Origin of the sequence: Stenotrophomonas maltophilia group sp. msm1, from assembly GCF_032025805.1 — a bacterium.
In the GTDB taxonomy this organism is placed as follows: Bacteria; Pseudomonadota; Gammaproteobacteria; order Xanthomonadales; family Xanthomonadaceae; genus Stenotrophomonas; species Stenotrophomonas hibiscicola.
Genome location: NZ_JAVSKH010000006.1, coordinates 145,767 through 159,298, shown reverse-complemented (window position 1 = coordinate 159,298; position 13,532 = coordinate 145,767). Strand labels below are relative to the sequence as shown.

Genomic DNA, 13,532 nt, shown 5'->3' with positions numbered 1-13,532 from the left:
CCTTGAATGGCCTGCATGGCAATGGATTTCTAACATTCTCTCCGTCGCCCGCAACCACCTCTGCGGGCGGCGCCTCCCTCCCTTTCTCCTTAGGGGAGGGGGGCTTTCATATTCCCCCTGTCCGAGAGAGACACCCATGCACGCCATTCTCAAGAAGGCCGCGCTCGCTGCAGCGCTGGCCACTGCTTCGCTGTCCGCGCACGCGCTGGAAACCAAGATCACCGTCTACGCCGACGTCGACCCGACCCTGGCGCTGCTGCGCGACGATGGCACCCCGCTGCCGGACACCGTGCAGCTGACCCACGATCCGCTGCGTGGCCTGCTGCCGTCGACGCAGCAGGTGCGCATCCATTCCAATGACGAAACCGCGGACATCGAGGTGCGCCTCGGCCACGATCCGGTGCTGCTCAATGGCGCCACCCGCGTGCCGCTGGCCGTCAGCCTGAACACCGATGCGCTGACCACTGCGGTCACCGAGTTCAAGGCGGCTGACCTGTTCAACGGCGCCAGCTCGACGCCGGGTGCCTCCATCTCGATGCCGCTGACCATCGCTCAGGCGGGTGCCGGTGGCCCGCTTACGGTCAACGGCCGCTACGAAGGCATGGTCTACATCGTCATGAACCAGAAGCCCTGATCCACGGCTTCCCGCGCCGGCCCGCATTCCGGGCCGGCCGCTACTCCAGCGGTACTCCCCAATGACCCCACACGCCCCCGCCGTTACCCGGCTGGCGGTCGCGCTCGCCTTGGCGATGTCTGCTCCCCTGGTCGCAGCCCACGGCGTCCCCGCCGGCTTCGAGGATCTGGTCGAAGGCCAGACCGAACAACTCGACATCCAGCTGTTCGGCCGCTCGGCCGGGCTGTCGCCGGTTCGCGTGACCCTGGAGCACGTGCAGCTGGAAGACCCCGCGCACGTGCTGCAGGCGTTGGACCTGCCTGCCGAAGCACAGGCGGCGTTGCTGCGGGCGTTGTCGCAACCACTGCCGCGCAACAGCCACCTGGCCTGCCGCTTCGGTGGCGCCACGGCCGGCTGCGGTTACCTCGACCCACCTGAAGACCCCACCGCGGCGCGCGCGCTGTATGACGAAGGCGAGGGCGCCGTGCGCCTGTTCGTGGCGCGGCAGTGGATTCCGGGAGAGCCGGCAGCGGAGCGTTACCACAAGGTCACGGCCAATGCCGAGAACGCCTTCCTGCACCAGCAGACACTCAACGTCAGCGGCGGCCGCGACTATCAGGCGCTGTCCGCGCGCGGCGTGGGCACGCTGGGCCTGTTTGATCGCGGCCACCTGTCCGCCGACTGGTACTACACCCAGCAGCGCTACCGCAGCCGTGGCAGCAACGACGACTTCCAGTTCGACAACGTCTATTACCGCCATGACCTGGGCCAAGCGCATTACCTGCAGGCCGGGCGCATGGACCGCCGCAACCTGTCCAGCCCGCAGGGCGGCACCTTCAGTTTCAGCATGCTGCCGCTGGACCGTTTCCAGGGCGCACGCGTGGGCACCACCCAGGCCTATGTGGACACCGACGCGGCCGTGCAGGCCACGCCGCTGACCGTGCTGCTGGCGCGCGATGCACGCGTCGACGTGTTCGACGGCGAGCGGCTGCTGCAGACCTTCTACCTGCAGGCCGGCATCAACCAGATCGACACCCGCAATTTCCCCTTCGGCAACTACCTGGTGCGCATGCGCATCTACGAAGATGGTGTACTGGTGCGCACCGAGGAGGCACCGTTCGACAAGGGCGGCGACTGGACCAACAGCCAGTGGCAGTGGTTCGTGCAGGGCGGCCGCCGCAACGAGCGCCGCAGTGATCGCTTTGATGGTGAAAGTGTGGCGATGGCCGGCGTGCGCGTGCCGCTGGGCCGCGATGCCGCACTTACCGCGGGTGCCGCCAACCTCGGCGGCCACAGCTACGGCGAGCTGCGCCTGGACCTACGCCGCGTGCTGGCCACCCAGGAAATGCGCGCCACGCTCAGCGGCATGCGCGGCAGCGATGGCAGCAATGGCCAGCAGCACCAGCTGTCGTACCGGCGCAAGGCGTCGTGGAATCTCTACCAGCAGCGCATGCGCGGCAAGGCCTGCCAGTTCGAGGCCGATGCGCGCGACCAGCTGGGCTGCACCAACTCACTCAGCGGTTCGATGTCGCTGCCGCTGGGCGGTGGCAATGTCTACGTGGGCTATACCCGTCGCCAGACCTGGCGCACCGGCTGGCATCGGCCTGAATTCGAGCAGGACCCGTTGTTCGGGCTGGATCCCTTGCTGCCGCCCGGTCCGCTGGAACCGCGCCGCGAGCCCGTGCTCAGCCGGACCTGGCAGGCCAGCTTCAGCCGCAGCCACCGCTGGCAGGACTTCAGCGTGTCCACGCGCGTGGGGCTATGGCAGCAGCGCAGCACCGACAGCGTGCGCGGCAGCAACGAGCGTGACCGTGGCATCTACTTCAACCTCAGCCTGACCCGCCTGCAGCGCAGCCATGACAGCAGTGGTCAGCGCCGCTATGCGGTGGACGTGCGCCAGCCGCAGCATCAGCGCCCGGCCATCGACTACAGCGTGGGCCAGAGCCTGCGCCAGGACCGGGACACGCACTATCGGGAGCTGAACGCCGAACTGCGCGGCAACAACACTGACCGTTACAGCGCCTCGCTGAGCGGCCAGCTGCAGAACGGCATCGGCAACACCACCGCCAGCATCGCGCACTATCAGCAGCGCGGGCGTGGCGAGACCGGCTACAGCGGCAGCCACAGCTCCGGCTTCGCACTGGGCCGGCGTGGTTTCTACTGGAGCGGTGCCAACGGCGCCGAGGCCGGCCTGGCCGTGCAGGTGGACGGTTTCGACGATGCCGACCTGCATGGCGTGGCCGCGGAACTGCAGGTGGGTGGGCTGCGCCGACAGCGTCTGCAGATCGGCGAGCGTCGGCTGCTGCCGCTGCAGGCCTATCAGTCGCAGCGCGCCGAAGTGCAGGACGCCAGCACCCTGGACAGCATCGCCGCGATCCGCGTGACCGGCGTGGGCGGTGCACGGCCGATGTTCCTCACGCCCGGCAAGCTGATGCGCATGCCGGTGCCGATTGAAGTGACCTACACCTTCATCGGCAATGCCAAGGACCTTGCGGGGTCGCCATTGGGCGGTGCCCGCATCCTCAACGCGCCGGTGCCCGGCACCAGCGCCAACGGCAGCTTCGTTGCCGATTTCCCGCGTCGCGAAACAACGCTGTACCTGCTGCAGGACGACCGCCTGCTGCATTGCCCGCTGCAGGTGCGCGAGCGCCGCCAGGTGGTGCTGCTGGTCGGCGCCGTGCACTGCGAGCCGCTGGCCGTGGCCCAGCTGCCGCCCGAGATCCGCCAGCAGGCCCGCGTGACCCGCCTGCTGCAGGAACGCGCGTTGATTGCCGCCACGCCCCAGACCGCTGCTGCAGGAGGTACGCCATGAGCCGGCGTTGGATGTGTGTGTTGATGCTGGTCTGTACGCTGGTGCTGGTGATGCCACGGGCGTGGGCGCAGTGGCCGCCGGAGACGCATCCGACGGACCAGAGCCGGGACATCGTGATGAGCTGGGATCGCTCGGCGGTGCCGGGTGATGTGGAGCTGTGGGCGCCGCGGACGGTGCTGGGGTTCAGTCACGATCAATCGCTGAGGTATGGGCAGATTCATGCTCTGTGTGAGTCAGACTCGGATGCAGCATTGGGACGATGCCGAACCGATCCTTTGCTTGGCGAGGCAGAAGGAACATCGGAGGTTCTCGTAAGAGCTGTGGAGCAGCGAACTGGACTTTGGACAGAGATCAGCGCGGTAGGGCACCTAGAGAGGGTCAATTCTGATCGCAGCTGCTTGGGTGACTTCTGGCAGCCAATATTCAGACCGCTGTTCGCAGCGAGGCTGGATTTGTGCGGAACAGGTGAATCACTAGGTACAGGAGTTCGGCTGACTATGTTGGCGGAGGAACTCAAGAAGCTCGTGGCAGGCCACTGGAAGGCCACGATGCGCCTGAACATCAAGGCCGATCCTTCTGCAGCACCGGTCGCAACAGCCACCTTCAACTTCGATTTCACCGTCACCGACTACGACGCGATCTCGATCTACTTCCCCGGCTTCGACGGCATCGCGCCGCTGGTCAACATGGACCTGCGCTACGACCCCATCCGCAAGATGGTCGGCGGCTACAAGGAAGTGGACATGTGCCTGTACGACGGCGTGGGCTCGCAGAGCGAGTTCCTCGGCGTCACCGTGCGCGACAGCGGTCCACGGCCACCACCAGGGCGTGACTATGCGGTCTGGCACGGAGATGGCGGCAGTGACGACACCCAGCGCCTCGACTACCAGGTCAGCCTGAAATACGGCGGCAACCGTCTGGCGATGAAGAACGGCGATGAACAGCTGCTGCGCGGTATCGACAGCGCGCAGTTGCGGCTGGTGATGCTGCCGGGCATCAGCCAACCCGTGTACTGCGTGCCCACGCCGCTGGTGCTGGAAACGCCGCCTACGCCCATCGCCAGCAAGCGGCCCGGTCTCTACGACGGCGAGTTGACGGTAGAGCTGCGCGTGCCGACCGCCAAACCCTGATCCCACGGAGCCTCATCATGAAGAAGCTGCTGTTCTGTCTGTTGCCGTTGAGCGCGCTGCTGGCGCCGCCAGTACATGCCAACCTCTCGATCCATCCGATGCGCGCGGCCGTCGATGGCAAGCGCGGTACGCAGATCCGCGTCTACTCGCACTCCACCCAGCCGCAGTACGTGCAGGCACGCCTGTTGCGCATCTCGAATCCCGCCCAGGCTGGCGAGGAAGAGGTGGACATGGAGGCGGCCGATGCAGCGGTCGCCATCACCCCCGGGAAGTTCGCACTCAGTGGCGGAGGCAATCGCCTGATCCGGGTGATTCCGCTACGCAGCGTGGAGAAGGAAGTGGCCTACCGCGTCTACTTCGAGGGTGTCAGGGGACCGGACGGGACCCTGCTTGAGGGTGATGAGCAGGCGGCACAGGCCAACGTCGGCGTCAGCCTGGTATGGGGCGCGCTGGTGAACGTGTTGCCCGCCAACGGCAGCGTGGATCTGCAACTGCAGGGCGACACCCTGCGCAATGTGGGGACCCTGCGGGTCGGCATCACGGGGCTGGCCGAGTGCAGCGCCAGTGGTGCCTGTACGACCCACGACTTTGCCAAAAGCCTGTACCCGGACGCGGAGCTGAAGCTGCCGTTCCAGCCTCAGCCGGGCAATACCGTGCAGCTGCATTACCGCCTGTCCAAGGACGGCTACCGCGAGCACGTAACCACCCTGGCGCCAAGCGCCTGATCGTTCCTGGCCCCGCGCTGTTCGCGGGGCCTCATTTTCGATGTCCTGTTAAGGGAGAGAGCATGAACCGCATCTATCGTCGTATCTGGAGTGCCGCCAAGCAGTGCTGGGTGGTTGGCAGTGAGTTGAGCAGTCCGCGCGGGAAGTCCGCTGGAGGCAGGGCACTATTGCTGGTGGCGGCACTGGTGGGCCTCCCTGCCGCAGCGCACGAGCACTCGGAGGAAGCGGCTGAGGGCGAGCGTGAAGGGACCGACTCCAGTCAACTCCTGATGCCCTCTCCGTGGCGCTTTTCGTCATTTTCGAACCAGGTAAATGCGGGTTACACCCAGCTGGCTCTGGTAAATGACAGCCAGTATAGGGATGCCACGATCAGCGGTGATATGCAGATGATCCTGGGTTCACGGTCGAGCATCAGTGGCTGGGGATCGGTGGTCTACGGCACCGAGTCATCGCTGTCGGGGCTGGGAAGTGTGCTTGTAGGAAATTCATCGATCGCACGCGGCGACAGGAACGTCGTCGTTGGATACGGATCTGAGGCCAAGAGTGGATACGCGACAGTCGTAGGTGCCAGCTCGATCGCATCAGGAATTGGTGCAACCGCTCTGGGGCATGACGCCAGGGCATACTCGAGCAACTCCATTGCGGTGGGCAGTGGTGCCAGGACCGTGGAAAGTTCGGCGGGTGTTTCCCGCATTGCTATTGGCGGGAACGCCTTCGCTGGAACGGCGGGGTACTCCGGTGCCATCGCGTTGGGAGGGAACGCACGTGCCGAGTACAGTGGAGTTGCGCTGGGGCATCATGCCAAGGCGAGCGCCCATGACTCGGTAGCCATCGGAGCATATTCCGAGGCAACGGAAGGCAATTCGGTGTCTGTTGGCAGCTCATCGACGAAGCGGCGAGTGACCAATGTGGACGATGGGCGATTGAACGCCAGCAGCACGGATGCCGTTACCGGAAAGCAGCTCCATGCTACCAATAGCAATGTAGCGGCCGCGCGCTCGGTCGCGGACTCTGCCAAGACCAATGCTGACAGTGCGCTGGCAAAGGCCAATGTGCTCTCAGGCCTTATGAGCCAGACGTCTGCCTCGGGGAACGTTCGTGTAGGTGCAAGCAACAGCGGCACCGTACTGGACGTCCGCAACAGCGCCAGCTCCAATCGAAAGATCACGGGCGTGGCAGACGCCACGCTGAGCACGACAAGCACAGATGCGGTGTCAGGCAAGCAGCTCAATTCCACCAATAGCAATGTCACGGCTGCGCGCTCCGTCGCCGACTCCGCCAAGACCAATGCTGACAACGCACTGACAAAGGCCAACACGCTTTCGGGCCTCCTGAGCGAGACCTCTGCTTCGGGGAGCGTCCGGCTGGGTGCATCCAACAGCGGCACCGTACTGGACGTCCGCAACAGTACCAACGCCAACCGCAGGATCACAGGAGTGGCGGATGCCACGCTGAGCACGACCAGCACGGATGCTGTGTCAGGCAAGCAGTTGAATGCCACCAACACCAAGCTGGCAGATGCACAGCGCGTCGCAGACGCGGCAGCCGCGCGCCTGAACGCATCCGCCCCGGCTATCGGGCTGGCGGCAGAGGCGGAAGGGAGCGGAAGCACCGCCAGCGTAGCGATGGGGCGCTCGGCGAAGGCCTACAACACCAACAGCATCGCAGTTGGTGCAGATGCTCGGGCCGGTGTCGACGCCAACGGCGACAAGAGCGCTGCCACCGGTGCAGTTGCTCTCGGTGCTGCAACGCGCGGTGGCAATGGCGCGGTGGCGGCAGGCCTGCGTGCTTCGGCAGTGGGTGATCGCGCCGTGGCCGTAGGCAATGATGCGACGGCCGCGGCGACCCATGCCGCCGCGCTGGGTTACAAGGCAGATGCGAGCGGCAATCAGGCCGTCGCCGTTGGCCGGGAGGCCGCCGCATCCGGTTTGTACTCGACGGCGCTTGGCAATCTTGCAAAGGCGGGTGCCGAAAGTGCCATTGCGTTGGGCGACCGCGCCCTGGCATCGCACACGGGAAGTGTCGCTCTGGGCAACGGCTCGCAGACCACCGGCATCAATCAGGTCTCGGTCGGCAACTCCAGTATCAAGCGCAAGATCGTCAACCTGGCGGATGGCGCTGTCAGCAGCAGCAGTACCGAGGCCATTACGGGCAAGCAGTTGAATGAAACAAATGGCCGGGTAACGACTGCACAGAATGCCGCCAACGGCGCGCAGACCACCGCCAATGCCGCACAGGTTGATGCCACCAAGGCCTTGGCTGAAGCCACCGTTCTGGGTGGGCTGGTCGGGCAGGTTTCGGCCACGGAGGCTGTCCGCCTGGGTGAGAAGAACAGCGGCACCGTACTGGATGTGCGCAATAGCGCGAATGCGAACCGTAAGCTGACCGGCGTGGCCGATGGCGTGGTCAGCGCCAGCAGCTACGAAGCTGTGAATGGCAGGCAGCTCAATGCCACCAATGACAAGGTGACGACGGTGGAGGGGATGGCCAAGTCTGCGGGTGCAGACGCTGCCGTGGCAAAGACGGATGCAGCCAGGGCGTTGGTCGAAACCGCAGCACTGGGCGGGCTGGTGGCGCAGGAATCTGCGTCTGGGGATGTTCGTCTCGGTGAGGAAAATAATGGCACGACCCTGGATGTGCGTAACAGTACCAACGCTAACCGAAAGATCAGTGGTGTGGCAGATGGCACGTTAAGTGGGACAAGCGATGAGGCAGTATCTGGCCGACAGCTTCACGCTACCAATGGTCGATTGTCGACTCTCGAGACGGAGTTTCGGTTTGTCAGTTTCGGTACGGATGGACTTAGTGAAGCGGCAGAATCTGGCCGCTTTGGTGTGGCGATCGGTGACTCGGCGAAGGCTAGCCCCAGCAGTGAAGGTGGGACTGCGGTTGGAGCATTCGCCAACTCTCTTGGCAGGAACTCAGTGGCTGTTGGTCGTGGATCTGTCGTAACTGGGCGCTCGGAGAATGGATTCGCACTGGGCGCCGCAGCTCGAGTGGAAGAGGTGGGCGGCGTGGCCATCGGCGCAAGTAGCAAGGTTGCAGTGGGGGCAACGAACGCCGTCTCGGTTGGCGCGGCGTCTGAGGCGACAGAAGCGAGTACCGTGTCTTTCGGGAATTCAGTTAGCAAGCGCCGGTTGGTGAACATCGCCCGTGGCACCGCCGACCACAACGCCACCACTGTCTCACAGCTCAAGGATTCCCTCGCCACCCTCGGCGGCGGCGCAGGCATGGTTGCCAATGGCACCATCATCGCTCCGACCTACGCGGTGCAGGGCGGAACGCAGAGCACCGTCGAAGACGCGCTGATGGCGCTCGATGGCGCTGTGATCACCGCAGGCCGCCGGGCGGAGAAGGTGGAAGGCCAGCTCAGCTCGATCTTCCAGGATTCACCTTCCGCCCGTGCCGACGGCATGAACCAGATCGCGCTGAATGGCGTGAATGGCATGGTGCTGACCAACCTGGCTGACGGCCGAGTGGCGCCAGGAAGCCGTGATGCCGTAACCGGCAGTCAGTTGTACGCCGCAGAGCAGAAGATCTCGCAGAATCGGAACGATCTGGAGGCGATGCGCAAGGAGCGGGAGATGGGCGGGCAGGCCATGCGTGGATTGGATGCGAGCGGCCCGATTGATTTCGGCGGTGCGCGTTTGACTGGCGTGGCCGAGGCGAAGTTGTCGGCTGATAGCTCGGATGTTGTGCGTGGCAGTCAGCTCTATGAGACCAATGAAGAGCTGCAGAAGCTGGCTTCCGCGTCGCGGTTTGTTGCTGTCGGTGACCTAGGGCCTGGACAGGTGGCGAAGGCGGGACCAGTCGGGGTTGCGATTGGTGATTCCGCTGAGGCTTCTTTGCAAAGTGAAGGGGCAGTCGCCATTGGGAGCTTCGCGAAGGCCGCCGGAAAGAACTCAGTGGCACTGGGCAGAGCAGCTTACGTTGATGCTACGGCTGAGCATGGCTTTGCTTTCGGCGTCCATTCTTCTGTCCACGAAGCAAACGGTATTGCAATCGGCGTTGGCAGCACGGTGAAGCAGGGGGCCGGTTCAAGCGTAGCTATTGGTGTTCACTCGGTTGCAGATGAAGCTCGCACTGTCGCGTTCGGTAATGGTGAGATGAAGCGCCGCCTCGTAAACATCGCCAACGGCACCGCAGACCACAACGCCGCCACCGTCGGCCAGCTGCGTGGCGCGCTCTCCGCTCTCGGCGGTGAGGTCGATGCCAACGGCAACATCGTCGGCCCCAGCTTCAACGTGCAGGGCCAGTCCCAATCCACCCTCAACGGCGCATTGGAAGCGCTCGACGGCGCTGTCGTCAGCACCACCTCGCGCGTGAACCAGGTCGAATCACAGCTCCGCTCCGTGTTCCAGGAAACTCCCTCGGTGCGTGCAGACGGCACCCACCAGCTCACCCTGGCTGGTGCCAACGGCATGGTCGTCTCCAATGTGGCCAACGGCCTGATCGCGGCCGGCAGCCGCGATGCGGTCAATGGCGGCCAGCTGCATTCGATGCAGCAGCAGATCAACGGCCGCATGGATGGGCTGGAGCAGCGTATCGACGGTCAGCCGCAGGCCCGCGCCATGTCGACGGCGTCCACGCCTTCGCCGTCCACCGAAGAGACCGCGCCGGCGCCGGAAACCAGCGGCTCGCCGCAGATCGCCTCGACCGGTGAAGGTGACAAGCCGGCCCCGCAGCCGAAGCCGAAGCAGGACGACACGCCCAAGCCGCAGGTCGACACCGCCGACCTGGAAAAGATGCTGGCCCGGGCCAACGAGTACACCGATGGTGCGATCAGCACTTTCGAGCGTCGCCTGGACAAGATGGACAAGCGCTTCAACCGCATGGCGGCGATGAGCAGCGCGCAGAGCGCGATGGCGATGAACACCGCAGGTCTGGCTACCTACAACCGCCTGGGTGCGGGCGTGGGCTACAGCGAGGGTGAGTCGGCGATGGCCGTGGGCTACCAGCGCGTGCTCAACGAGAAGGGTTCGGCCACCTTCAGCCTCAATGGTGCGTTCACCAACAGCGGTGAACGCAGCATGGGCGTCGGCGTGGGCATCGGCTGGTAAGCCATGCGGCCCCGGCGTGGTGCGCGTAATGAACCCCGCCGCGCCGGGGTCCTTGCCGAGGAGATGGCAATGTACAGATGGGTACGCGGAATTATCAGCTATCGCACGTTCTATATCTGGCGGGCGCGCTTTCGCTACTACACCCGGAACCTGGACCTGTGGACGCTGATGAGCGGGCTGTGCATCGCCGGTCTTCTGCTGGTGCTGTGGTACCTGTGGCAGATGCTGGGCGTGCCGCCGCCGCGCGTACACCCGAAAGCCGCGGCGCTGCGCATCGAAGGTGTCTCCAGCGAGGCGATCCATCGCATCGTGCTGGTACGCCACGCGGGCAGCACGCCGGGGGCCCCGTTCACTACGCCGGAAGAGGTGCGGGCGAGCACGTTGCGCACGATGCGGGTGCGGCAGGTGATGGACAGCGAAGTGGTGTGGCGGCTGAAAGCCGACATGCTGGCGGACATCGCCGACTACATCACTGCCACGGGTGGGTGCGTCCCGTACGACTGCCGACGGATTCGCGCTCGATTTGAGGATGTGCGCAGGGCGGGTGTTGAGAATGCGCAGATCAACACAGCACTGTCGACGATCCTGGAGGTGTCGCTGGACCAGATGCCGTCGTTGGAGTCGGTCGAGCATGAGCGTGTGAAGAGTGGGTGGTCGGATGGGTTCAACGACATCTATGACCAGATCTGGTTGCTGCGGGGCCTGCAGGTCATGCATGCACAGATGATGCGGGAGTATCCGCAGCGAGCCGCCGCGCCGTGGTTGCCGCGGTTGCTCAGCGACCCGCTGCGCGATACCCGTTTCGTCTGGTAGCGGGAGCAGGATAGGCGTCATCTGCCAGCCTGAAGCACAGTGCGGACCAACGGTCCGCACCTACCGAACACGGGTGCAACGCTCCTGTAGAGTCGAGCCGCGCTCGACTGCTCTTCGGTCGGCACTCGAAATGCCTGAAGCACGGTGCGGACCAACGGCCCGCACCCGCCACTGGCAGGTACCGCTGCGCTCGCCGGCCATGGGCCGGCGCTACCGTCATCCGCCGATGTACGCGGTAATCTCCGCTTCGGCCAGCAGCTGCCGCAACTGCGCCACAGACGCGCGTCGCATCGGCTTCTCATCCACCGGTGACAGTGGGGCCTGGCGCAGGGCGTCATACGGCAGTACGGCCAGGTCAAAGGTCAGTTCCTCGGCACTGAACACCCACACCGGCACGTCCAGGCTCCGTTCGCGGTCCATGCGCAGCCGACGCGTCCGCGATTCTGCGGGAATGCCGTGTTCGTCCAGGAAGCGGTGCACGGCTTCCGGGTCGTCGCTGTGCAGGTGCAGCTGCACGGGGCTGTTGGCGTCGGCGGTGCCCTCCAGCACCGGGCCGGCCAGGCGCGGGGCGAAGCCGTGCAGGAACTCCAGCGCACGCATGGCAGCCTCGCGGCGGCGCTGCAGTTCGTTGCCGTGCTGGGGGCCAGAGAACAGCCGCTGGTATTCGCGCAGGGCGTCTTCGATCTCGGTGTTGCGGGGCAGGGAGGCATCGTCGTGGATGCCGAGCCGGCTGGCGGCCTTCAACTTGGCCTGGTGGTAGTCGCGGATGCCGCCTTCGGCCATCAGGCGGGCGGCTTCGTGGGCGAGGCGGTGGCGCCGCTCGCGGGTCTGGCTGGCAGCATGCTGACGGGCGCGATGCATGCGATGACTCCCTGTTGCGACCTGGCTACAGAGTAGCGCACGGATGTGACATCCGCGTGGGTATTTCACGGAGGCGAGCAAGCGGGTGCCGTTGATCCTGTAGAGCCGAGCCCATGCTCGGCTGCTCTACCGCGGACGCCCGGAGCCGAGCATGGCTCGGCTCTACAAAGGTGACACCAACCCAAGGTTGGCATCTACCGGAGCAAAAGGGTGCCGTTGATCCTGTAGAGCCGAGCCCATGCTCGGCTGCTCTACCGCCGGCGCATGGAGCCGAGCATGGGCTTGTATGTTCCTCCCGGCTCCTACGCGGTATGTAGGAGCCAGGGTGGAGGGACCGTCAACATGATATCTGCGGATAGCAGCCGACAGACGAGCCGAGCGATCCCCATCCCGCACCTTAACGTCGATAAAGGATCTAGCGGCCTTTGAGGACCGCCGATGTAGGCAAGCCAACGTGGTGCGGTACCACCCCAGCCCCTCAACAATAGCTGGGAGTTGCGCAGATGTCAGATCATTTGGCCGTCGGCATCGATGCCGACTCAAAGAGCCTTGTGGTGGCACGCCATGGCACCAAGGGCAGCACTCGAATCCCCAATTCAGCGTCAGCCATCGGTAAGTGGCTGTCCACTCTGCCGGTCGGGTCTCGCATTGGAGTGGAAGCAACCAATCGCTACCACGAGCTTGTGGTTCAAGCTGCCCAGAAGGCCGGCCACGTCGTCTTTGTGCTCAATCCGCGCGACATCAAACATTACGCCAAGGGCGTGGCCTGCCGCGGCAAAACCGACTCAGGTGACGCGCAGGTCATTGCGCGTTACATCGCCAAGGAGGCCGACAATCTGCATGAGCATGTCGCCCGATCGCCTGCGCAGGAGCAGCTGCATGTGCTGCTCCAGCAACGTGACAGCCTGGTCCGGAGCAAGGCGAAGTTGAATCTCTCGCTAGGCGCGGGGGCGTCGGAGTCGGCCATCTTTGGGCGCATCTTCGATGGTCTGAAAGAGGCCATTGCCCTGCTCGACCAACAGATTCAGCAACTGTGCCGCAGTGGCGAACAGCGCGACCTGTATCGGCGGATCATGACCATTCCGGGGGTTGGGCCGACGGTAGCGGCCTTCGTCACCCATCACATCACACGATGGCCCTTGACCAGCTCGGACGCCTGGATCGCCTGTACCGGCCTGGATCCGCGCCCCAACGAATCCGGCGCCCGGATCGGTAGGCGGCGCCTGTCCAAGCGCGGCAACGCCAGCCTGCGCCAGATCCTCTACATGGCGGCCATGGGACTGACCCGCTCCAAAAATGGCAAAGCCCTTTACAACGCCATCCGCGAACGCGGCCACAGCAGTACTGCCAGTTTCAACATCCTGGCCAGAAAGCTGGCCAGGATCGCTTGGGGCGTCTTCAAGAGCGGCCGGGACTTTGACCCGGCCATGCTGAAAGTGGGTCAAGCCTGCTTCCAGCAGGCTTGACCACGAACATAGGATCTCGGCTCTACAAAGGGCAGTGCCAACCAACGGTTGG

8 protein-coding genes are annotated in these 13,532 nt (G+C 64.7%); 7 read left to right on the top strand and 1 reads right to left on the bottom strand.

Annotation, left to right across the window (positions count from 1 at the left end):
* The first annotated feature begins 136 nt into the window (after window positions 1–136).
* The 6 genes from ROV95_RS20985 to ROV95_RS20960 all read left to right on the top strand — a co-directional run bounded on the left by ROV95_RS20985 (window position 137) and on the right by ROV95_RS20960 (window position 11,153).
* A complete protein-coding gene (locus tag ROV95_RS20985) occupies window positions 137–634 on the top strand; it encodes a CS1 type fimbrial major subunit (RefSeq protein ID WP_312546262.1) in 498 nt (165 codons plus the stop codon).
* 61 nt (window positions 635–695) lie between these two features.
* Entirely contained in the window at window positions 696–3,425 is a 2,730-nt protein-coding gene (locus ROV95_RS20980; protein WP_312546260.1) for a TcfC E-set like domain-containing protein, read from the top strand.
* A complete protein-coding gene (locus ROV95_RS20975; RefSeq protein ID WP_312546258.1) occupies window positions 3,422–4,555 on the top strand; it encodes a CfaE/CblD family pilus tip adhesin in 1,134 nt (377 codons plus the stop codon). The genes ROV95_RS20980 and ROV95_RS20975 overlap by 4 nt, the downstream gene beginning before the upstream one ends.
* A gap of 17 nt (window positions 4,556–4,572) precedes the next feature.
* Window positions 4,573–5,280: a pilus assembly protein gene (locus ROV95_RS20970; protein WP_134966942.1), complete on the top strand. Its 708-nt coding sequence runs from the start codon at window positions 4,573–4,575 to the stop codon at window positions 5,278–5,280.
* Window positions 5,281–5,342: 62 nt separating this feature from the next.
* Window positions 5,343–10,340: an ESPR-type extended signal peptide-containing protein gene (locus ROV95_RS20965; RefSeq protein WP_312546254.1), complete on the top strand. Its 4,998-nt coding sequence runs from the start codon at window positions 5,343–5,345 to the stop codon at window positions 10,338–10,340.
* A gap of 69 nt (window positions 10,341–10,409) precedes the next feature.
* Window positions 10,410–11,153 carry a hypothetical protein gene (locus tag ROV95_RS20960; protein WP_312546328.1) on the top strand — a complete coding sequence of 248 codons (744 nt, stop codon included), beginning with the start codon at window positions 10,410–10,412 and terminating at the stop codon, window positions 11,151–11,153.
* 216 nt (window positions 11,154–11,369) lie between these two features.
* Here the strand turns inward: ROV95_RS20960 and ROV95_RS20955 are convergent, their stop codons facing one another.
* Entirely contained in the window at window positions 11,370–12,014 is a 645-nt protein-coding gene (locus ROV95_RS20955) for a hypothetical protein (protein ID WP_043034094.1), read from the bottom strand.
* A gap of 503 nt (window positions 12,015–12,517) precedes the next feature.
* Here ROV95_RS20955 and ROV95_RS20950 point away from each other — a divergent pair.
* Window positions 12,518–13,480 (top strand): IS110 family transposase, encoded by a 963-nt coding sequence (locus ROV95_RS20950; RefSeq protein ID WP_049459279.1) that lies wholly within the window; start codon window positions 12,518–12,520, stop codon window positions 13,478–13,480.
* Window positions 13,481–13,532 lie beyond the last annotated feature (52 nt).

Coding starts and splice junctions, on each gene's coding strand:
- ROV95_RS20950 (WP_049459279.1), top strand. CDS start 12,518: ATGTCAGATCATTTGGCCGTCGGCATCGATGCCGACTCAAAGAGCCTT.
- ROV95_RS20955 (WP_043034094.1), bottom strand. CDS start 12,014: ATGCATCGCGCCCGTCAGCATGCTGCCAGCCAGACCCGCGAGCGGCGC.
- ROV95_RS20985 (WP_312546262.1), top strand. CDS start 137: ATGCACGCCATTCTCAAGAAGGCCGCGCTCGCTGCAGCGCTGGCCACT.
- ROV95_RS20970 (WP_134966942.1), top strand. CDS start 4,573: ATGAAGAAGCTGCTGTTCTGTCTGTTGCCGTTGAGCGCGCTGCTGGCG.
- ROV95_RS20975 (WP_312546258.1), top strand. CDS start 3,422: ATGAGCCGGCGTTGGATGTGTGTGTTGATGCTGGTCTGTACGCTGGTG.
- ROV95_RS20965 (WP_312546254.1), top strand. CDS start 5,343: ATGAACCGCATCTATCGTCGTATCTGGAGTGCCGCCAAGCAGTGCTGG.
- ROV95_RS20960 (WP_312546328.1), top strand. CDS start 10,410: ATGTACAGATGGGTACGCGGAATTATCAGCTATCGCACGTTCTATATC.
- ROV95_RS20980 (WP_312546260.1), top strand. CDS start 696: ATGACCCCACACGCCCCCGCCGTTACCCGGCTGGCGGTCGCGCTCGCC.